Consider the following 20,666-nt stretch of genomic DNA (forward strand, 5'->3'; position numbering starts at 1 on the left):
CCGCAGGAGCACCTGCAGGTCGTTCCCGCGCTCGCGGGCCACCCCGAGGCTGGCGCGGTACGCACCGCCKACCCCGCCGGCGAAGACGGACTCGAACAGCTGCGTGCCCATCGCGCGCAGGGGGGCCTCCTTGTCTCCCACGACCCGCCGGGCGGCCACGGCCGACGCGAGCACGGTCGCCTCGAGCAGCGGCAGGCCGGCCAGCAGGGCGGGGACGTCCAGCGTCATCGTGCCCTGCGGCTCGCCGCCCGACACCGAGCGCAGCACCTGGACCGAGTAGGTCCCGGCCTCGGGTCCCTGCTCGATCTCCAGCTCGATGACGTCGTCCACGGCATGCCCCCGTGCCGGTCGGTCGCGCCTGACAGCACGCCCGGTTCGCGGCTTTTGTCCAGCCCCGTCCTCGACGCTACGCCCGGGACCTCGGGGGGTCTACGACATTGGCCAGAGTTCCCCCGCTCCCCGACCGGCGTCGGGACCGGTCTACTCGCCGGTAACCCGCGCCGGAACGGCCCTCCGCGAACCCCGGCCGCACGCCTGTGACCTGCACTTTTACCGGGGTCTGTCCGCTGGCTGGACGGATCGCCCCGCGAGCCTCACACTTGCGCCTGCCCCCTCTGATGGTCCGGCCGCCGATGGCCGGGAAAGGACCCCCGGCCGTGCTGCGCACCGTGACTTCGCACCTGTCTCTCGACGTGCGCAACCCGCTCGAGATCCTGCTCTCCGTGGCCGTCGCCGACGGCGCCTACGACCGCTCCGAGATCTTCTCGGTGAGGCACGAGGACGGCCCCCTGGACGTCGCCGAGATCAAGATGGCGCACGGCGGCCGGATGCACCGCGTGCTGGCCCCCGCGGGCCGCCTGGTCGTCGACTACCAGGCCACCATCACCGGTCAGGCGGACCTGCCGGCCATCGAGGACGTCGACCTGGTCGAGTACCTGCGGCCCAGCCGCTACGCCGACTCGGACCGCCTCCTGGCCTTCGCCCGCGACCAGTTCCGGACCCTCGAGGGCGCCGAGCTGCTCGACGCCGTGGTCGCCTGGGTGACCGGCCACGTCACGTACCTCTCGGGCTCCAGCCTGCCGACGGACGGCGCCACCGACACGCTCCTCAAGCGCCGCGGCGTCTGCCGGGACTTCGCCCACCTGGTGGTCGCCCTCCTGCGCGCCAAGGACGTCCCCGCCCGCCTCGTCTCGGTCTACGCGCCCGGGCTCAAGCCGATGGACTTCCACGCGGTCGCCGAGGCGTACGTCGACGGCGCCTGGCACGTGGTCGACGCGACCCGGCTGGCCCCGCGCGAGTCGCTGGTGCGGATCGCCACCGGCCGCGACGCCACCGACACCGCGTTCCTGTCCTACTACGGCGGGCAGCTGTCCATCCGGGCCATGACCGTCACCGCCGCCGTGCACGCGGTGCTCCCGGCCGACGACGGCACGGGGCTCGTCCCRCTGCGCTGAGCCGGGTCAGACCGACAGGCCGACCAGGGCGCCGACGCCGAACGTCACGGCCATCGCGACCGAGCCGCCCAGCACGTTGCGCAGGACCGACCGGCGCGGCTCGGCGTCGCTGAACCGGGCCGCGACGAGCCCGGTCACCACGAGCGCGAGCAGGACGGCGGCGAACGTGGCCGGGACGCGGGCGGCGCCCCAGGGTGCCAGCACCACGAGCAGCGGCATCAGCCCACCGACGAGGAACGACGCGAACGACGCGATCGCCGCGTGCCAGGGGTTGGTCACCTGCTCCGGGTCGTCCGAGACGACGAGGGTCGGCAGGACCCGGCCGCGGCGCAGGGCCGCCCGCTCCGCGTCCCGCTGGCTGCTCACCGACACGTACTCGCCGGCGGCCATCGACAGGGCTCCCGCGACGAGGGCGGCGATCCCGGCGACCGCGATGGTACCCACCGCCGTGGCCGCACCCGCGACGCCGAGCACCGTGGCCGCCACCGACACGATCCCGTCGTTGGCGCCGAGCACCCCCGCACGCAACCAGTTCAGGCTCGCGAGCGTGGGCGCCGGACGTTCGACCGTGGTCGTCATACCGCCACGCTAGGCCGCGTCCGCGATCCTGTCACCGAAGCAAAGCCTGCCCTGACCTGCGACGATGCAGGACAGCCTCACCTATGTCAGGCGCTCTCGCGCAGGTTGCGGCGGCGACCCTCGACCTCGACCAGCTCGGCGAACGCGGCCTGGTAGGCGGCCGGGTCGGCCTCGGCGTCCATGCGCTGCAGGCGACCGCGCAGGTCGGCGATGTGCCGGGTGAACCCGATCTCCACCAGCCGCAGCACGACGCCCTTGACGTACCCCTCGAGCGACTCGGGGCGGTCCTCGGGCAGCGGCGCGACCGCGAGCTCCGTGACCAGCGGCCGGACGGGCTCGGCGGCCTGCTCGATGACCGCGCCGACCCAGCCCGTCGAGCCGCCGGACGACTGCAGCAGCGGGCGGGCGACCGCCAGCCCGCCGGCCGCGCGGATGGCCTCGTGCACCGCGCGGTAGGCGGGCGCCCCGAAGGCGTCGGAGGGCAGCTCGTCGAAGTCGGCGGCCACCAGGTCGGGGCGCTGGAGCACCACCTCGAGGGCGGTCCGCTCGATCTGCGCGACGGGGTCGCGGCGGTCCGGGACGGGCATCCGCACCACGGGGGCGGGCACCGGCTCGGACGACGGGACCGACCGCTCGGCGCGGGGCGCAGCGGGCCGCGTCGAGGCGCCCTGCACGGCCCGTCGCACGGAGTCCTGGTCGTCGATGCCGAGCCAGCCCGACAGCAGCCGGGTGTACTCGGGCCGCAGGGCGGCGTCACGGATGCCGGCGACGATGGGCGCGGCGGCGCGCAGGGCGCCGATCCGGCCCTCGGCCGTGCGCAGGTCGTAGGACGCCAGCGTCGAGCGGATGACGAACTCGTAGAGGGGGGTGCGGCCGGCGACGAGCGCGCGCACGGCGTCGGGACCCTTGGCCTGCCGCAGCTCGCACGGGTCCATGCCCGAGCGCTCGACGGCCACGAACGTCTGCGCGGAGAACGACTGGTCCTCCCCGAACGCCCGCAGTGCGGCCTTCTGACCTGCGGCGTCGCCGTCGAACGTGAAGATGATCTCGCCGCCGACCGACGCCCCGGACGCCAGCTGGACGCCGCCCGACGACCCCGAGTCGCCGATCAGGCGCCGCACGATGCGGGCGTGGTCGGACCCGAACGCCGTGCCGCAGGTGGCCACCGCGGTGCCGACGCCCGACAGGTGCATCGCCATGACGTCGGTGTAGCCCTCGACGACGACCACCCGCTTGTCCCGCTGCAGGTCGCGCTTGGCCAGGTCGATGCCGTAGAGCACCTGCGACTTCTTGTAGAGCGGCGTCTCGGGGGTGTTGAGGTACTTGGGCCCCTGGTCCTCCTCGAACAGGCGGCGGGCACCGAAGCCGACGGTCTCCCCCGTCAGCTCACGGATGGGCCACACCAGCCGGCCGCGGAACCGGTCGTACACCCCGCGCTGCCCCTGGCTGACCAGGCCCGACAGGCTGAGCTCGGCCTCCGTGAACCCGCGGCCGCGCAGATGGCGCATGAGCGAGTCCCACCCCTGCGGCGCGAACCCGACGCCGAAGTCGGCCGCGGCCGACCGGTCGAAGCCGCGCTCCGCGAGGAACTGGCGCCCGGCCGCGGCGGCCGGGGTGCTCAGCTGCTCGCGGTAGAACTCCTCGGCGACCTTGTGCGCCTCGATGAGCCGGCGCCGCTTGCCCGGCTCCTCGCCGGGGCGCGGGGCGCCGCCCTCCTCGTACCGGAGCTGCAGCCCGACCTTGCCGGCCAGGTACTCGACGGCCTCGGAGAACCCCAGCCCGTCGACCTTCTGCACGAAGTCGATGACGTCGCCGCCCTCGCCGCAGCCGAAGCAGTGGTAACGACCCACCTGGGGACGGACGTGGAACGACGGGGAGCGCTCGTCGTGGAACGGGCACAGGCCCTTCATCGACCCGACGCCCGCGGACCTCAGCGTGACGTGCTGCCCGACGATGTCCTCGATGTGGGCACGCTCGCGGACCGCCTCCACGTCCTCCCGCCGGATGCGTCCTGCCACGCGAGGAGTCTAGGCGTCGGGGCGGACGCACCGGACCGGGTTCACACGAAAGCCGCGGGGCCGCCGTGCCGGGGCGGGTGCACCAGGCGCGCGTGCAGGTCCGCGGCGGAGACGTCGGTGAGGGACGCCACCTGGTCGATCACGACGCGCAGCCGTGCGGCGTCGTCGGCGGCCTCCTGCCAGTCCGCGGCGAAGGGCGGCTCGAGGGCGATCGGCGCGCGCTCCGAGAGCACGTGCACCAGGTCGACCAGCACCTCGCGCTGCCGGTGGTAGAGCGGCTCGAGCTCGCGCGGCGCCATGACGTAGGCGACCGCCAGGCCCTTGAGCACCAGGATCTCGGCGAGGGTCTCGTGCGGCACGATCAGGTCGGCGGCGTACCGGGTGAGCGGACCCGAGCCGTACGCCTCCCGGGTGGCCAGCTGCGACGCCTTGGCGAACCGGCCGATGAGCTGGCTGGTCGAGTCCTTGAGCGAGGCCAGCGCGGCGCGGGACCCGTCGAACCCCGGACGCCACAGGTCGGCCGCGACCAGCCGGTCCATCGCGTCCTGCAGGCCGTCCGCACTCACCGCGTCGCCGTACCAGGTCTGCACCGCCTCGACCACGCGGTCGCGCTCGACGGGGACGCCCAGCACCTCGAGGTCGAGCCGCCCGCCCACGACCGCGTCCTCCACGTCGTGCACCGAGTACGAGATGTCGTCTGCCAGGTCCATAACCTGCGCCTCGAGGCATTTGCGGCCGTCCGGAGCCTGGTCGCGCAGCCACTGGAACACCGGCAGGTCGTCCTCGTAGACGCCGAACTTGTGCGTCGGCTTCCCGCTGGCCGCGCTCACCGGCCCCTGCAGGTGCCGCCACGGGTACTTGACCGACGCGTCCAGGCTGGCCCGCGTGAGGTTGAGCCCGACGGCCCGACCGTCGGGGGCGACGACCTTGGGCTCCAGCCGCGTGAGGAGCCGCAGCGTCTGCGCGTTGCCCTCGAACCCGCCGATGCCCTTGGCCAGCTCCGCCAGCGCGCGCTCGCCGTTGTGGCCGAACGGCGGGTGCCCCAGGTCGTGCGCGAGGCAGGCCGTGTCGACGATGTCGGGGTCGCAGCCCAGCGCCTTGCCGATCTCGCGGCCCACCTGTGCGACCTCGAGCGTGTGCGTCAGCCGGGTCCGCACGAAGTCGTCCGACGACGGCCCGAGCACCTGCGTCTTGGCGCCCAGCCGCCGCAGCGCCGAGGAGTGCACCAGGCGCGCCCGGTCCCGCTCGAAGGCGGTCCGCTCGCGCGACTTCGGCGCCTCCGTGACCCAGCGCTCCCGGTCGGCGTCGACGTACCCGTCGAGGTCGAGGGACTGGTCCAGTGCGGTCACGGGGCCAGCGTAACGATCACGCGAGTCGCCAGACCTGCACCCCTGGTCCGTCGCCGGGCAGCACCAGGCGGTCCGTGTGCACCTCGAGGTCGCCTCCGCCGTAGAGGTTCGACGGGTCCGCGTCGGGAGCCAGCAGGTGGCGGGGCAGGTCGGCGCCCTCCCACGGCGCGCGCGCGACCAGCACCAGCACCCGCTCGTCGACCGTCTCCCGCAGGTACGCCACCGCGTCGGGGCTCACGACCGCCCAGCGCATGCCGCCCTCGCGCAGGGCACGGGAGCCGCGCCGGACCGCGATCAGCGACCGGTAGACCTCGAACGTCGCGGCGTCCCAGCGCGCTCCCCCGCCGGCGTCGATGTCGTCCCACGGCATCGCGACCCGGGAGTGCTCGCCGTTGGTGCCCGTCAGGCCGCCCTCGTCGCCCGCGAACATCGCCGGCGTGCCCGGGTAGGTGAACAGCAGGCCGGCGGCCAGCTCCACGCGCTCGCGCGTGCCGACGACCGTGCGCAGGCGGGCCGTGTCGTGCGAGCCGAGCATGTTCCACTGGTGGGTCGTCRCGGCCCACGGGACCGTCGAGTCGAAGTCGCGCATGGTGTCGACCATCGAGACGCCGTCGCGGCGCGGGATCGGCACCGGCATGCCGAGGAACCCGAGGTCGAGCTCCGGGTCCACCAGCCACGTCCACACCGGCCGCGTGAACGCCGAGTAGTTCATGTTCGCGTGCCAGCCGCCCGCCGCCAGGTCCGTGCCCGCGTCGTGGAAGTGCTCCGAGACCAGCACGGCCTCGGGGTTCAGGGCGTGCATCGTGGCCCGGATCGTGCGGGCGACCTGCAGCGTCAGGTCGTCGTCGGCGTACCGGCCGGTCATGTTGGCGACGTCGATGCGCCAGCCGTCCAGCGAGTACGGCTCGACCAGCCAGCGCCCGATGACGGAGTCGGGCCCGTCGACCATGCGGCCGGCCAGGGCCGGGGCGTTGTAGTTGAGCTTCGGCAGCGACGCGTGCTCCAGCCAGCCGACGTACCCCGGGTCGGTGTCGGTCCAGTAGTAGAAGGACGCCTCCTCGCCGGCCCGGTCCGCCTGCGCCCGCGCGAACCACTCGTGCCCGGCGCCGGTGTGGTTGGTCGTCAGGTCGCCCAGGATCCGCATCCCGCGGCCGTGCACCGCGCGGCTCAGGGAGGCGAAAGCCTCGTCACCGCCGAGCAGGGGGTCCACCCGGTCGAACGTGCTCGCGTCGTACCGGTGGTTGGACCGGCCGGGGAACACGGGCGTCAGGTACAGGGTGTCGACGCCGAGGCGCTGGAGGTGGTCGAGCCGCTGCTCGACCCCCGCCAGGTCCCCGCCGAAGTACTGCTGCGCCACCCCGCGACCGGCGCCGATGGGCTCGTCGTCCCACTGCGCCGGCAGGGCCCAGTCGGGCAGGGGCCCGTGGTCGTTCCCGGACCGAGCGAACCGGTCGGGGAACACCTGGTAGACGACGGACGTGTCCATCCAGGCCGGGGCCGGGTCGTGCACGGTGAGCCGGAAGTCGCCCGCGTCGGGCACGTCCCGCGCGTGCAGGCCGCGCCCGTTGAGCCAGCGGTAGCCGCCGGGCTCGTCGAGCAGCACGCGGTAGCCCGCCACGGGGTTGTGCACGGGCACCTCGCCGACGTACCAGCGGGCGTCGTCGTCGGTCCGCTCGAGGCGCGTCGGCACCATGCGCGGCTCGGCGTCGCGGACCGTGCGCAGCCACACGGCCCGCTCCGTGCCCGAGACCGGCACCCGGATGCGCACCGGGACGACGTCGCCGAGCCGCGGCGTGGCACGCCGGACGTACAGCTCCGACCCGTCGTGGTGCGGCTGGTCGAGCAGGTGGCGCACCCGGCTCATCCCTTGACGGACCCCGCGGTCAGCCCGCCGACGATGTACCTCTGCAACAGCAGGAACAGGACGACCACGGGGACAGCCGCGACGACGGCACCGGCGGAGAACAAGCCCCACGGCGCCGTCCGCTCGTCGGCAGCCCACGAGTACAGGCCCAGCGCGACGGTGTACTGCTCCTGCCGCTGCAGCACGACCTTGGCCAGCAGGAAGTCGCCGAACGCGCTGATGAACGACAGCAGCCCGACCACCGCGAGGATCGGCATGACCAGGCGCAGGATGATCGTCCAGAAGATCTGGGCGTGCGAGGCGCCGTCGATCTTGGCGGCCTCGTCGAGCTCGCGCGGGACCGTGTTGAAGAAGCCGTACATGAGGAACGTGTTCACCCCGAGCGCGCCGCCCAGGTACACCATGATCAGGCCGAGCAGGCTGTTGAGCCCGAGCGGGGGGAACACCTTCCCGAGCGTGAGCAGGATGAGGAAGATGGCGACGAACGCGAGCGTCTGCGGGAACATCTGCGCCAGCAACAGCCCGGTGAGCGTCCCGCGCCGGCCCCGGAACCGGAACCGTGAGAACGAGTAGGCCGCCGCGGCGCCGAGCAGGACGGTGCCCACGGCGGTGACCGCCGAGACGACCAGCGAGTTGCGGAACCAGCTCCAGTACGGCCGGCTGCTGAGGTCGGCGTAGTTCTCGAAGCTGATGGTGCGGAACAGCTCGTTCGACCCGGTGAGGGTGCCGCCCGGGTTGAGCGACGCGGACAGCACGTACAGCAGGGGGACGCTGATGACGACGATGACGACGACGCCGACGATGTGCCGCCAGCCGACCTCTCGCCACCACCGGGCGCCGGTGACGGCTGTGTGCTGCTCGAGCGAGGTGGCGGCCATCAGATCTCCTCGAGGGAACGGGTCCGCCGGAAGCCCCACCAGGAGATGGCGCCGACGATGATGAAGATGAGGATGGTGAGCGCGCTGGCGAAGCCGTACTGCCGCTGACCGCCCTCGAACGCCACGGAGTACACCAGCGAGATGAGGATGTCGGTGTGCCCGACGGGTATGGGCGCGCCGGGGAAGTTCGGACCGCCGCCGGTGAGGTTGTAGATCAGCACGAAGTTGTTGAAGTTGAACGCGAACGACGCGATGAGCAGCGGCGCCACCGACACCATCAGCAGCGGGATGACGATCGCGCGCTGGATCCGGAACGGGCTCGCGCCGTCCATCCGGGCCGACTCGAGGACGTCACCGGGGATCGACTGCAGGGCACCCGTGCAGATGAGGAACATGTACGGGAAGCCGAGCCAGAGGTTGACGATGAGGATCGACACCTTGGCCAGCGTCGGGTCGTCCAGCCACGGGATCGACGCCCCGCCCAGCAGCGTCTGGTTGATGAAGCCGAACGTCTGGTTCATCATCCCGCGCCAGACCAGGGCGGCCAGGAACGCGGGGAACGCGTATGGGAGGATCAGCAGCGACCGGTAGATCTTGCGGCCGCGGACCCGGGGGTCGTTGAACACGACCGCGAGGAAGTACCCGACGACGAAACAGGTCGCCACGGACAGGAACGCGAACGCGAACGTCCACCAGAGCACCTGGAGGAACGGCCCGCGGATCTCGGAGTTGGTGAATGCCTTCGTGAAGTTCTCGAAGCCGACGGTCACGCGCCACCCGGGCTGCAGGACCGTGCCGTCCTCGGCGACGAAGTTGCCGCGGTCGTTCGGGATGTAGACGGTGCCCGTCGACGGGTCGGTCATCGTGTCGGCCGCCTCGTCGTAGACGAGCGACGACGTGAACACGTACCCGGTCGAGCCGTCCTGCGTGCGGATCGACCCGTCGTTCGGGTCGTCGCTCACTGCGACGCGCAGGGTCGTGATCGCTTCCTGGTTCTGCGCGATCGCCGCGAAGTTCAGCACGTCCCAGCCGCGCACGGCCGTGACCTTGCCGTTCTCGATGGTGGCGTCGGGGGCCGGCTCCATGGGCTGCTCGGCCCAGCCGAGCTCGGCGTCGCCGTCCGCGTTGACGATCGCGAAGCCGAGAGTGTTCGCCCGCTGCACGACGGTCAGCGGGTAGGCGGCCGAGCCCTCGACCCGCTTCTCGTTCTGCGCGAGGATCGCGCTGATCGCGTCGGCCTTGTCGGAGTTGTGACCGTCGCCGTAGTTGGTGAAGGCGATGAACGCCGTGTAGAGAGCCGCCGACACGACGTAGGCGAAGAGCAGGATCATGCCGGGCACGAGGTACTTGGCCGGCAGCGCCCGCCGCGAGAAGTACGCCCAGTTGATCGCGAGGAGCGCCAGCGCCAGGAAGCCGACGATGACCCACGACCGCTGGGTCGCGGCGGCGACGATGCCGAAGACGCCGAGCGCGTCGACCGCTGCGACGAGGATCAGCTTGACGAAGAACCCCGGCCGGATCGAGCGGGCGGGCGAGTGGTCGGGCGACCCCTCGCCGCGGCCCGGTGGTGGTGCGGGCGGCTCCCCCGCCTCGACGTCGGAGTCGACAATCTGCTGCGTCATGGCGGCGACCTCCTGGGCGGCGGGCGCCACGGTGCGCCCGTCTTGTCAGCAATGTGGCACTGCGGGGGGCGCACCGCACGACAACGCTCTGCGGGTGCTGCCGGGAACTGCGGAGAGCACCCCGCCGCCGACACGTGGGCCGGCGGCGGGGTGCTCCCGGACTCAGCCGATCTTGCTCTGCATGTTGGCGACCATCGTGTTCCACGCAGCCACCGGGTCAGCGGCAGCGCCGCTGATGATCTGGACCTCGGTCGAGCCCCAGAACTCCCACATCGCGTCCATCTCGGGGATCGTCGGCAGCGAGACGCCGGTGGAGCCGACCTCGTTGAAGCCCTTGAGGATCGGGTCCTCGACCTTGTCGGCCGCGGCCGTCAGGGCCGGGTTGCGGCCGCCGGACTTGTAGAGCTCGGTCTGCACCGCCTCGGTCGTGAGGAAGTTCGTCACGAACTCGTTCGCCAGGACCTGGTTCTTCGACTTCGCGGAGATGTAGGCGCCCTGGACACCGACGAACGGCTTGGCCTCGGAGCCACCGGCGCTCGGGATCGGGATGACGGAGATGTCCATGCCGGCCTTGGTGAAGTCCGTGGTGTACCAGGGGCCGGTCACGATGTACGGCGACTTGCCGTCGAGGAACGCCTGCTTGGCGATGTCGGCCGTGATCTGCGGGTCGAGCACCTTCTCCTGGCCGAGCTTGGCCAGGTAGGTCGCGAACGCCTGACCCTCGGGGCCGCCCAGGCCGAGCTCGGCGGTGTACGAGCCGTCCGACGACTGCTTGAAGATGGGGGCGTTGAACGACATCTGCAGCGGGTACAGGTGGTAGGCGTCGCCCGTGTCCGGACCCTGCTGGATGAGGATCGGGTACTGGGTGCCGGCGGTCTTGGCCTCGGTGATGAGGTCGTCGAACGTCGTGGCCGTGGTCTCCGGCTGCAGCTTGTTGTTGCGGACCAGCGCGATGTTCTCGATCGCGTACGGGACGCCGTACTGCTGGCCGTCGTAGGCGAACGCCTGGATGGCCGACGGGGCGAAGCCGTCCGTCTTGTCGCCGAGCTCGACCGGGGCGACCACGCCGTTGGTGACGAAGCCACCGAGCCAGTCGTTGGCGCCGATGACGACGTCGGGGCCGGTGCCGGTCGGCACCTGCGAGATGAAGTCGTTCTTGATGTCGGCGGAGATCTTCTGCACGAGGTCGACGGTGACGCCCGTCTCGGCCTCGAACTCCTTGACGATCGGCTTGAACGAGTCGATGCGGGTCTCGTCGACCCACATCGTCATGGTGCCCGAGGCTGCGGCCGAGGTCTCGCCGCCCGAGGTCGGTTCGTCGCTGCCGCCGCCCGAGCCCGAGCACGCCGTGAGCGTGAGGGCGAGGCCGGCGACCGCGGCAAGGACAGGGATGCTCCGTCGCATCGTCATCTCCAAGGAGGGTCTGTGGGGTGTGCCGGCGTGCGGCGGAATCCCACCGACGCTGGCCTGATATCGCCGAAGTTAGCGTCGTTGCGGCGGCGCTTGCAAGTCGTTACGGTAACTTTCAGGCAACGGTTCCAGCGGGTGCTCGACACGCCCCGGGGGGACCTTCATGAACGACTACGGACGAGGAGGTCCGGTGTCCCCTACGCTGCCGCCTGTGCGCACCCGTCTGACGGATCTGGCCGAGCAGGCCGGCGTCAGCACGGCAACGGTGTCTCGGGTCCTCAACGGCAAGCACGGCGTGTCGGCCCAAGCGCGTCAAGCCGTGCTGGCGGCCCTCGACGTGCTCGGTTACGAGCGGCCCGAGAAGCTGCGCACCCGCTCGGCCGGCCTGGTGGGCCTGGTGGTCCCCGAGCTGTCGAACCCCGTGTTCCCGGCGTTCGCGCAGGTCATCGAGACGATGCTGACCGAGCGCGGGTACACGCCGCTGCTCTGCACGCAGTCTCCGGGCGGCACCACCGAGGACCAGTACGTCGAGATGCTGCTCGAGCACGCGGTCGACGGGATCGTCTTCGTGTCCGGGCTGCACGCCGACACGACGGCGAGCAAGGAGCGCTACCACCGCCTGCGCAGCCGTGGGATGCCGATCGTGCTGGTGAACGGGTTCGCCGAGGGCGTCGACGCCCCGTCGGTCTCCACCGACGACTCGGCGGCGCTGGACCTCGCCTTCCGCCACCTGGTCTCGCTCGGGCATCGCTCGATCGGCCTAGCCATCGGGCCGGAGCGCTTCGTGCCCGCCGCCCGCAAACGGGTGGAGTTCGCGGTCAACCTGCAACGCCACCTGGGCGTCACCGAGACCGACGGCCACGTGGTCACCACGCTGTTCACGGTCGAGGGCGGCCAGGCCGCCGCGCTCGAGCTCATCGACTCCGGCCACACCGCGATCATCTGCGGCTCGGACCTCATGGCGCTCGGCGCCATCCGAGCGGCCCGCTCGCGAGGGCTGTCGGTGCCGGGCGACCTGTCGGTGGTCGGGTTCGACGACTCCCCGCTGATCGCGTTCACCGACCCGCCGCTGACCACGGTGCGCCAGCCCGTCCTGTCGATGGGCCACGCCGCCGTCTCGGCGCTGGTCTCGGAGATCAACGGGGCACCGGCGTCCCGCACCGAGCTGAAGTTCCACCCGGAGCTCATCGTGCGTGGTTCGACGGGGGCCGCACCCGCGCTGACCTTGGCCGCTGTGACCTCTCAGGCTCCCGCCGTACTCTGACCGGACTTCGAGCGCTCGGCGCTCGCTGCCCGGCAACGGCGCCTCCCCCCTCAGTGCGACCCCCCGAAGTGAGGCATGCCCGCATGACGACGACCGACACCCGACCCCTGCGCACCGTGGTGCATGCCGCCGGATCCCCCGACGGCGAGTGGTGGCGGGATGCCGTGATCTACCAGGTCTACCCCCGCTCGTTCGCGGACGCGTCCGGCGACGGGATCGGCGACCTGCCCGGCGTGACCTCGCGCCTGGACCACCTCGCCGAGCTCGGCGTCGACGCCGTCTGGCTCTCGCCGTTCTACCGGTCCCCGCAGGCCGACGCCGGCTACGACGTGGCCGACTACCGCGACGTCGACCCCCTGTTCGGGACGCTCGCCGACTTCGACGCGATGCTCGAGCGCGCGCACGGCCTCGGCCTGCGCGTGATCGTCGACCTGGTGCCCAACCACACCTCCGACGAGCACGAGTGGTTCCAGGCGGCGATGGCCGCCGGGCCCGGGTCGCCCGAGCGCGCGCGGTACCTGTTCCGCGAGGGCCGCGGCGTCGACGGCACCGAGCCGCCCAACAACTGGCAGTCGATCTTCGGCGGGCCGGCCTGGACCCGGACCACGAACGACGACGGCACGCCGGGCGAGTGGTACCTGCACCTGTTCGACTCCCGGCAGCCCGACCTCGACTGGGAGCACCCCGAGGTCCGCGCCGAGTTCGAGGACGTCCTGCGCTTCTGGCTCGACCGCGGGGTCGACGGCTTCCGCATCGACGTCGCGCACGGCATGGTCAAGGCACCCGGCCTGCCGGACTGGGAGGGGCACGTCTCGATGATCGAGGGGTCGGACGACGTGGAGCCGACCGACACCGTCTCGGGCGCCGGCAACCAGGGGCCCATGTTCGACCAGGACGGCGTGCACGACATCTACCGCGCCTGGAACCGGGTGCTGGCCGAGTACGACGGCGACCGCGCGCTGGTCGCCGAGGCCTGGGTGGAGCCCCTGTCCCGGCTGACCCGCTACATCCGGCCCGACGAGATGCAGCAGGCCTTCAACTTCGCGTTCCTGGCCACGCACTGGGACGCCCCGGCACTGCGCACGGTCGTCGAGGCCTCCTACCGCGCCGCGGACGTCGTCGGCGCCCCGACCACGTGGGTGCTGTCCAACCACGACGTCGTCCGGCACCCGTCCCGCCTGGGCCTGGCCGAGCCCGGCACGCGGCCCAACGGCATCGGGCACGGCGACGAGCAACCGGACGAGGCCCTCGGCCTGCGCCGCGCCCGCTGCGCCTCGCTGCTCATGCTCGGGCTGCCGGGCTCCGCGTACCTGTACCAGGGCGAGGAGCTCGGGCTGCCCGACCACACCGCGCTCGACGACGACCTGCGCCAGGACCCGGCCTTCTTCCGGACGGGCGGCGCCGAGCGCGGTCGCGACGGCTGCCGGGTGCCGCTGCCGTGGTCGTCCGACGAGGCCGGGTTCGGGTTCTCCCCCACCGGCGTGACCTGGCTCCCGCAGCCCGAGGCGTGGGCGTCCTACGCGCTGGACGCCCAGCGCGGCGTCGCCGGCTCGACCTACGAGACCTACCGTGCGGCGCTCCGGCTGCGCCGGGAGGCGGACCTGGGGACCGGCGGGATGGAGTGGCTGCACGGGCTGGGCGACGACGTCATCGCGTTCGTCAACCGGGACGTGCTGGTCGTCGCCAACCTGGGTGCCGAGCCCGTCGCGCTGCCCGCGGGCGCCGAGGTGCTGCTGGCGTCGATCGACCCCGCCGTCGAGGCGGACGGCTCCGTGCTGGTGCCCTCCGACGCGACCGTCTGGGCCCGCTACCCGGCCTGACCTGCAGGAACGGCCCCGCTGCGGCGGGGCCGTTCCGCTCAGGGTCGGTGCACGACGTCCCACGCCTGGGCGGCGTGGGCCGGGACGACGACGGTGAGCTTCCCGTTCTTGACCGTCGACGACGCGCACTCCTGCGTCGACAGCACGTCGCAGTAGTCGCCGTCCGGCAGGCTGGTCGCCAGCTCCGTGCGCAGCTCGGCGTCGCCCGCGTTGACGACGACGAAGCCCCGCTCCCCGCGGCCGAGCGCGACGGCGTCGCCGTCGGACCACTCGTCGACCGGGGGCGCGTCGCCGACCACGTTGCGCCAGCCGACCATGCCCTCGATCTGCGGCCAGCGGTGCTGGCAGACCCAGTCGCCGTCCGACAGGTCGGCGTCCGGACCGGGGGCGTCGCCGCACGCGGCGTCGAGCACGCGGCCGTCCGCGTCCTGCGGCGCGCCGGCGTCGCGGTCGGAGAAGGCGTAGCCCGTGTAGACCGCGGGCGTCCCGTAGCTGCTCGCGAGCATGAGCACGTTCGCCAGCCCGTACTGCGCGCCGTCGGCGTAGCTGAGCGTCGAGCCGTTGCGCTCGGTGTCGTGGTTGTCGACGAAGATGATCGCGTCGTCGGACGGGAGGTAGGCCCCCGTCGTGCCGAGGTCGAGCGCGAGTCGCGGCGACCCGGCGAGGACCCCCTGGACGTCCTTGCCCCAGGCGAACTCGTAGACCTTCCCGTTGCCCGTGTACTGCTCCGGGGTGATCGGCTCGCCGCCGCCACGGATGACCTCCTGCGCGATGCCGGTGCCCTCCGGCAGCTGGGCGACGATCGCGGCGATGTCGGCCGGTGGCATGTGCTTGGCGGCGTCGATGCGGAAGCCGTCGACGCCGAGCGAGACCAGGTCCTGCAGGTAGGCGACGATCGTGGACCGCACGTGGTCCGTCTCGGTGGCCAGGTCGGCGAGGTTCACCAGCTCGCACGTCTGCACCTGGGCGGCGTTCTTGTAGTCGACGATGTCGTCGTTCGCCGTCAGCCCGCAGTGGTGGAAGTCGGCGTCGGTGTAGATCCCGGGGTAGTCGTAGTGCGAGTACGTCGAGCCCGCCCAGCCCGTGCCCGGGGAGTCCTGGCCGGTCATGTGGTTGATCACCGCGTCGGCCCACACGTCCACACCGGCGTCGTGGCACGTCTGCACCATGGCCTCGTACTGCTCACGCGTGCCGAGCCGCGACTCCACCTGGTAGCTGACGGGCTGGTACGCGGTCCACCACTGGTCCCCGAGGATGTGCTCCTGCGGCGGGCTGGTGAGCACCCACGCGTACCCCGCCGGCCCGAGGTGGTCCGTGCACTCCGTCGCGATCGAGTCCCACGTCCACTGGAACATCTCGACGCCGACGTCGTGACCGCCGCCGTCGGGCGGGGACGCCGACGGCTCGGGTGGCCCGCTGCACGCCGCGAGGAGGAGCAGAGCGCCGACCAGGGCGGTCGCTCGAGCGGTCAGGTGCGTCATCGTCACCATCCGGGGCGGGCTGCAAAGCATTGCAGCAACTTGCAGGACGCCACACCCTAGAACGTGACGGTCGTTCCCACCAGCACCAGCTCGGACGTGTGCGACCCCTCGATGCCGACGCCGGACGGTCGCGGCCGGAATCCGGGCAGGTCCTCGAGCCCGTCGCTGCCGTCGGCGACCCGCAGCTCGGCGTCCTTGTCGGCGTCCAGGGTGAGCGTGACGTGCACACCGTCCTGAGGCGGCGCGTTGAACACCACGTCGAACGTGCCGTCGGAGACCGGCACGTCACGGCCCTCGACCTCGGCGGTCCGCACCCCTGCGTCGCTCATGTGCATCCCCACCAGGCGGACCTGCCGCTGCGGCACCACGGTCAGCTCGAGGGTGCGGACGCCGTCCGCGGTGGTGTCGGAGGCCGTCGTCACCTCGGGCGCCGGCAGGTCCGCAGGCTCGGCCGCCCCGGTCCAGACGCCCGTGCCGAGCAGCGGGAACGTCGTGTGGACGTCCTGGTGCTCCGAGACGAACTGGCTGGTCCAGTCGCTCGGGCTGACCTCGGAGCTGACCCACCAGGCCTGCCCGGAGTCGGCGTCGAGCGCGTACATGAGCTGGGTGGGCAGCGGGTGCTTCGCGTCGAAGGTGTCGACGACCAGGCCCGCGCCGACGCAGACGATCGCCAGCGCACCGGCGACGAGCGCGGGGAGCAACGCGCGGCGGCCGCTCGGCACCAGCCGGTCCAGGACGGGCAGCAGCGCCAGCCCCAGCAGCACCGCGAACAGGGCGGGCGCCGCGCCCGTCGCCAGCCCCAACGCGGGCAGGAAGAGCAGCACGATGGGCGCCAGCACCACGACGGCGACCGCGCCGACGACGGTGGCCGTCACGACCCGGCCCGTGTCGCCGAGGCGCAGCGCGACGATCCCGCCGACGCCCCCGGCGAGGGCGGGAAGGGCCGCGAGGTACGAGCCCCCGGGCGTGACCGCGGCCAGCACCAGCCCGAGCACCGCGAGCCACCCGAGCGCACCGATCACCAGCGCCGGGGCACCGAGCCGCCCGCGCAGCGCGCCGAACCAGAGCAATAGGACGGTCGCGACGAGGGCCATCAGCGCCCCGCGGAACCACCAGGGCCGCCAGGGGTCGAGCATCTCGCCGTACCCGGGCCGCAGCGCGACCAGCAGCATCCAGAACAGCTGCGCGATCACGGCGGCCGCCACGACCGGCGCCAGCGCCCAGGCGAACCCGGCGGCCAGCCGACGTCCGCGCAGCAGACCGGCGCGGACGGACAGCCAGCCGAGGGCGGCCACGGCGAGCGCCGCGAGGATCGCGACCGGCCACACGAGCCAGCCGGGGTACCGCGCGAGCTGGCCGAGGACCGGGAAGTACGTGGCGTCGTTCGCGGACGGGACGCTCAGCGCGGCGAGGTCGTCGCTCCCCAGGTGCCGGGCCAGCGCGAGCGCGTTCGAGCCGTGGTGCTGCAGGCTCGCGAGGTCCAGGTACTCCGGCCGGTCCTCCGGCGAGTGGTAGACGGCCGAGCCGTCGATGTAGGCCGAGTTGAGGCCGGTGAACCGGTCCTGCTCGCGGAACGGCGTGAAGTCCGTGTCGTTGGGCAGGATCCGGTAGACCTCGACCGCCATGCTGCTGCCGACCGGGTGCGGCACGGTCGAGTAGACGTCGACCAGGGCGGCGTTGCCGCGGGACGTCTCGAACATGATCGCGGGGCCCGAGGCGCCGCGGGCCTCGAAGTTGAGCACCACGCCGCCGTCGGCGCCGAGCGGGTCGTCGTGCACGAACGCCTCGGCGCCGCACAGGCACGCCTCCTCGGCGTCCGTGAACACGAGCACGACGTCGTTCTTCAGCGCCGGCCCCTCACGCAGGGCTCGGACCGTCTCCAGCAGGGTCGCGGTGCCGGCGCCGTCGTCGTTGGCGCCGTAGGACACCTGCACCGAGTCATAGTGGGCCACCATGAACAGCCGGCCGGTCGAGTCCGTCCCGGGCAGCACGGCGACCACGTTCTTCACGGCGGCGAGCCCGTACCCGCTACCCAGGGCGCCGGTCGCGCCGACACCGTCCACCACCTCCGGGTCCATGCCGAGGTCGGTGAGCGTGTCGACGATGTGGTCGCGCACGTCGCCGGCCGCGTCGCTGCCGGCCGGGTGGACCTCCTGTCCGATCGCCTGCACGTGCTCGAAGGCGCGCCGCGCGCTGAACTCGTCGGCGGGGGCGTCCGACGGGGCGGGCGCCGGGGGCCAGACGGTCCACAGGCTGATCACGGTCAGCGCGACGAGGACCAGAAGGCTCAGCAGGGAGAGGCCGCGGGACCTCGTCGTCACGTTCACGGGCCTCATGATCCCTGCTGTGCCGTCGTGCTCGGCACCACCACGCCGCTCCTAGGGTGGGGTCCGTGCCTCGCGTCCTGGTCAACGGTCCCGCCTCCTGGAACACCCTCGTCCGGCTCCCCGCCCTTCCCGATCCACGATCGCAGACCCTCTTCGCGAGCGGTCACCACGACGGCCTCGGCGGGACGTCGGCCGGCAAGGCGCTGACGCTGGCGGCGCTGGGCGTCGACGTCACGCTCCGGACGGCCCTCGGCGACGACCGGGAGGGCGGGCTCGTCCGCGCGGCGCTCGCGCACCCGCGGATCGCCGTCGTCGCGCAGCCCGTCGAGACGACCGAGCGGCACGTCAACCTCATGGCCGAGGACGGGTCGCGCGTCTCGATCTACCTCGAGCTGCCCGCGCCCGCGGCCGGGCCGGTGCCGTCGTTCGACGGGATCGACGTCGCCGTCCTCGACCTGGCCGACCACAGCCGCCCGCTCCTGCCCGCCGCCCGGGCGGCCGGCGTGCCGGTGTGGTGCGACGTGCACGACGACGACGACATCGCCGACTACCCCCGCGACTTCGTGGCCGCCGCGGACGTGCTCCTGGTGAGCGCGGCCCGGCTGACCGACCCGCGGGCCTACCTGCGCGACGCGGTCGCGCGCGGGTGCCGGCTCGCGGTGTGCACCCACGGCGGCGCGGGCGCGATCGCGCTCGACGCCGACGGGTGGATCGAGGTGCCGGCCGCGCCGGTGGACGAGGTCGTGGACACCAACGGCGCGGGCGACGCGTTCCTCGCCGGCCTGCTCAGCGGGGTCCTCGACGGGCTGCCGGTGGAGGCGTCCCTCGCGCGCGCCGCGGCGACCGGGGCCCTGGCCGTCACGACCCGCGACCTCGGGGCGCCGTCCGCCGACCGCGAGGCCCTCGACCGGGTCGCGGTGCAGGTCCGGCGCGTGTGAGGCGTCAGCCGCCGGAGACGCTCAGCTCGGCCTCGTGGAGCGCCTTGGCGAACTCCTCCGACAGCTCGCGCGAGTCGAGCCAGCCGTACGGCAGGAGCGGTCGCTTGGGCGAGCCGGCGCGGCCGCGCTGGCCCTCGGCACCGGCGCCCGGGTAGCCCTGCTCGAGGTCGAGCCGGCCCAGGCGCTCGTCGAGCTCGGCCATGGTCGACACGAGCCCGAGCGCGGCGCGCGTCTCGCCGCCCACGACGTAGCCCTTGAAGTACCAGGCCATGTGCTTGCGCATCTCGCGCAGCGCCTTGCCCTCGTCGCCGAAGTGCTCGACCATCAGCTCGGCGTGGCGGCGGACGATGGTCGCGACGTAGCCGAGGCCAGGCGTGATGCGCTCGTCGGACCCCGCGAACGCGGCCGCGAGGTCGGCGAAGAGCCACGGGCGGCCCTGGCAGCCGCGGCCGACGACGACGCCGTCGCAGCCGGTCTGCGCGACCATCTCGAGCGCGTCCTCGGCCGACCAGATGTCGCCGTTGCCCAGCACCGGGATGTCGGTGACGGCCTGCTTGAGCTGCGCGATCGCGTCCCAGTCGGCCGTTCCCGAGTAGTAGTCGGCGGCGGTGCGGGCGTGCAGCGCGACGGCCGCGACACCGACCTCCTGCGCGACCAGGCCGGCCTCGAGGTACGTCAGGTGGTCGTCGTCGATGCCCTTGCGCATCTTCACGGTGACGGGCACGCCGTACGGGCTCGCCGCGTCGACCGCGGCCGTGACGATGTTCCGGAACAGGTCCCGCTTCCAGGGCAGCACCGCTCCCCCGCCGCGGCGCGTGACCTTGGGCACCGGGCAGCCGAAGTTCAGGTCGACGTGGTCGGCGCGGTCCTCGCTCGCGATGAGCTTCACGGCGGCGCCCACCGTCGCGGGGTCGACGCCGTACACCTGGACCGATCGCGGACGCTCGTCGGGCTCGTGCGAGATGATCCGCATCGACTCCTCGCCGCGCTCGACCAGGGCGCGGGACGTCACCATCTCGGCGACATACAGGCCGGCGCCGGACTCGCGGCACAGGCGCCGGAACGCGGCGTTGGTGACACCGGCCATGGGCGCCAGGACGACCGGCGTGTCGATCGTCAGCGGACCGATGCGCAACGGCGGCAGGACGGCGCCGGGGCGCGCCGGAACCGCAGGAGTCGTCAGGGTCATGCCCCTAGTGTCCCTCAGCCGAGCAACCAGCCATATTCCTGCGCCAGCCGGACCGCCTCGGCACGCGTCCGGGCGCCGGTCTTGCCCATCGCGGCGGACAGGTAGTTGCGCACCGTGCCCTCCGACAGGAACGTCTCGCGGGCGATGTCCGCGACCGTCCCGCCGTTCGCCGCGGCGACGAGCACGTCGCGCTCGCGGTCGGTCAGCGGGCTCGTGCCGACCGCCAGGGACTCGACGGCGAGGTCCGGGTCGACCACCCGCAGGCCCCGGTGCACGCGCCGCACGGCGTCCGCCAGCTGCTCCGCCGGGGTGTCCTTGACCACGAACCCGCTGGCGCCGGCGTCGAGCGCGCGCCGGACGTAGCCGGGGCGGCCGAACGTGGTGACGATGAGCGAGCGGCATGTGGGGAACCGGGCCTTGAGCTCGGCGGCGGCCGTGATGCCGTCCATGCCCGGCATCTCGACGTCGAGCAG

At 72.7% G+C, this 20,666-nt stretch carries 16 protein-coding genes; 4 read left to right on the forward strand and 12 right to left on the reverse strand.

The genetic code is table 11. The annotated features are described in order from the left end of the window. On the reverse strand, positions 1-330 hold a 330-nt coding region (locus ACXJKG_RS09255; protein WP_456845471.1), incomplete at its 3' end, for a hypothetical protein. 326 nt (positions 331-656) lie between these two features. Here ACXJKG_RS09255 and ACXJKG_RS09260 point away from each other — a divergent pair. Then, positions 657-1,454, forward strand: a complete 798-nt coding sequence (locus ACXJKG_RS09260) for a transglutaminase-like domain-containing protein (protein ID WP_456845472.1) — start codon at positions 657-659, stop codon at positions 1,452-1,454. A gap of 6 nt (positions 1,455-1,460) precedes the next feature. Here ACXJKG_RS09260 and ACXJKG_RS09265 read toward each other — a convergent pair whose 3' ends face one another. From ACXJKG_RS09265 to ACXJKG_RS09295, 7 genes are all read right to left on the reverse strand, one after another. After that, positions 1,461-2,033 carry a VIT1/CCC1 transporter family protein gene (locus tag ACXJKG_RS09265; protein WP_456845473.1) on the reverse strand — a complete coding sequence of 191 codons (573 nt, stop codon included), beginning with the start codon at positions 2,031-2,033 and terminating at the stop codon, positions 1,461-1,463. An 86-nt stretch (positions 2,034-2,119) separates the two neighbouring features. Next, the gene (gene dnaG, locus ACXJKG_RS09270; RefSeq protein ID WP_456845474.1) at positions 2,120-4,051 is read right to left on the reverse strand and encodes a DNA primase; all 1,932 of its coding nucleotides are present in this window, start codon (positions 4,049-4,051) and stop codon (positions 2,120-2,122) included. A gap of 41 nt (positions 4,052-4,092) precedes the next feature. Then, positions 4,093-5,400: a deoxyguanosinetriphosphate triphosphohydrolase gene (locus ACXJKG_RS09275; protein WP_456845475.1), complete on the reverse strand. Its 1,308-nt coding sequence runs from the start codon at positions 5,398-5,400 to the stop codon at positions 4,093-4,095. 16 nt (positions 5,401-5,416) lie between these two features. Continuing rightward, positions 5,417-7,264 carry a glycoside hydrolase family 13 protein gene (locus ACXJKG_RS09280; protein ID WP_456845476.1) on the reverse strand — a complete coding sequence of 616 codons (1,848 nt, stop codon included), beginning with the start codon at positions 7,262-7,264 and terminating at the stop codon, positions 5,417-5,419. Then, on the reverse strand, positions 7,261-8,142 hold the full coding sequence (locus ACXJKG_RS09285; RefSeq protein WP_456845477.1) for a sugar ABC transporter permease: 882 nt from the start codon (positions 8,140-8,142) through the stop codon (positions 7,261-7,263). The genes ACXJKG_RS09280 and ACXJKG_RS09285 overlap by 4 nt, the downstream gene beginning before the upstream one ends. Beyond that, positions 8,142-9,764 (reverse strand): ABC transporter permease subunit, encoded by a 1,623-nt coding sequence (locus ACXJKG_RS09290; protein WP_456845478.1) that lies wholly within the window; start codon positions 9,762-9,764, stop codon positions 8,142-8,144. Before ACXJKG_RS09290 ends, ACXJKG_RS09285 begins: the two co-directional genes overlap by 1 nt. 162 nt (positions 9,765-9,926) lie before the next feature. Further along, positions 9,927-11,174 (reverse strand): sugar ABC transporter substrate-binding protein, encoded by a 1,248-nt coding sequence (locus ACXJKG_RS09295; RefSeq protein WP_456845479.1) that lies wholly within the window; start codon positions 11,172-11,174, stop codon positions 9,927-9,929. 163 nt (positions 11,175-11,337) lie between these two features. Between ACXJKG_RS09295 and ACXJKG_RS09300 the strand changes: the two genes are divergently transcribed. Beyond that, positions 11,338-12,438: a LacI family DNA-binding transcriptional regulator gene (locus ACXJKG_RS09300; RefSeq protein ID WP_456845480.1), complete on the forward strand. Its 1,101-nt coding sequence runs from the start codon at positions 11,338-11,340 to the stop codon at positions 12,436-12,438. 83 nt (positions 12,439-12,521) lie between these two features. Continuing rightward, positions 12,522-14,258 (forward strand): glycoside hydrolase family 13 protein, encoded by a 1,737-nt coding sequence (locus ACXJKG_RS09305; RefSeq protein ID WP_456845481.1) that lies wholly within the window; start codon positions 12,522-12,524, stop codon positions 14,256-14,258. A 38-nt stretch (positions 14,259-14,296) separates the two neighbouring features. On the opposite strand, the gene ACXJKG_RS09310 is transcribed toward ACXJKG_RS09305, so the two are convergent. Both ACXJKG_RS09310 and ACXJKG_RS09315 read right to left on the reverse strand, forming a co-directional pair. Continuing rightward, complete coding sequence (locus ACXJKG_RS09310; protein WP_456845482.1) at positions 14,297-15,739, reverse strand: alpha-amylase; 1,443 nt, start codon at positions 15,737-15,739, stop codon at positions 14,297-14,299. 56 nt (positions 15,740-15,795) lie between these two features. Next, positions 15,796-18,066: a M28 family peptidase gene (locus ACXJKG_RS09315; protein WP_456845483.1), complete on the reverse strand. Its 2,271-nt coding sequence runs from the start codon at positions 18,064-18,066 to the stop codon at positions 15,796-15,798. A gap of 65 nt (positions 18,067-18,131) precedes the next feature. Between ACXJKG_RS09315 and ACXJKG_RS09320 the strand changes: the two genes are divergently transcribed. Continuing rightward, positions 18,132-19,004: a carbohydrate kinase family protein gene (locus ACXJKG_RS09320; RefSeq protein WP_456845484.1), complete on the forward strand. Its 873-nt coding sequence runs from the start codon at positions 18,132-18,134 to the stop codon at positions 19,002-19,004. Between the two features lie 4 nt (positions 19,005-19,008). Here the strand turns inward: ACXJKG_RS09320 and dusB are convergent, their stop codons facing one another. Further along, complete coding sequence (gene dusB, locus ACXJKG_RS09325) at positions 19,009-20,193, reverse strand: tRNA dihydrouridine synthase DusB (protein WP_456845485.1); 1,185 nt, start codon at positions 20,191-20,193, stop codon at positions 19,009-19,011. 14 nt (positions 20,194-20,207) lie between these two features. Next, on the reverse strand, positions 20,208-20,666 hold a 459-nt coding region (locus ACXJKG_RS09330), incomplete at its 5' end, for a LuxR C-terminal-related transcriptional regulator (RefSeq protein WP_456845486.1).

The sequence above is a fragment of the Cellulomonas sp. P5_C6 genome, assembly GCF_054049635.1.

What these genes read in the sequence shown, in the direction of transcription:
- ACXJKG_RS09295 (WP_456845479.1), bottom strand. Translation starts at nt 11,174, where the DNA reads ATGACGATGCGACGGAGCATCCCTGTCCTTGCCGCGGTCGCCGGCCTC.
- ACXJKG_RS09290 (WP_456845478.1), bottom strand. Translation starts at nt 9,764, where the DNA reads ATGACGCAGCAGATTGTCGACTCCGACGTCGAGGCGGGGGAGCCGCCC.
- ACXJKG_RS09300 (WP_456845480.1), top strand. Translation starts at nt 11,338, where the DNA reads ATGAACGACTACGGACGAGGAGGTCCGGTGTCCCCTACGCTGCCGCCT.
- ACXJKG_RS09265 (WP_456845473.1), bottom strand. Translation starts at nt 2,033, where the DNA reads ATGACGACCACGGTCGAACGTCCGGCGCCCACGCTCGCGAGCCTGAAC.
- ACXJKG_RS09285 (WP_456845477.1), bottom strand. Translation starts at nt 8,142, where the DNA reads ATGGCCGCCACCTCGCTCGAGCAGCACACAGCCGTCACCGGCGCCCGG.
- ACXJKG_RS09310 (WP_456845482.1), bottom strand. Translation starts at nt 15,739, where the DNA reads ATGACGCACCTGACCGCTCGAGCGACCGCCCTGGTCGGCGCTCTGCTC.
- ACXJKG_RS09305 (WP_456845481.1), top strand. Translation starts at nt 12,522, where the DNA reads ATGACGACGACCGACACCCGACCCCTGCGCACCGTGGTGCATGCCGCC.
- dusB (WP_456845485.1), bottom strand. Translation starts at nt 20,193, where the DNA reads ATGACCCTGACGACTCCTGCGGTTCCGGCGCGCCCCGGCGCCGTCCTG.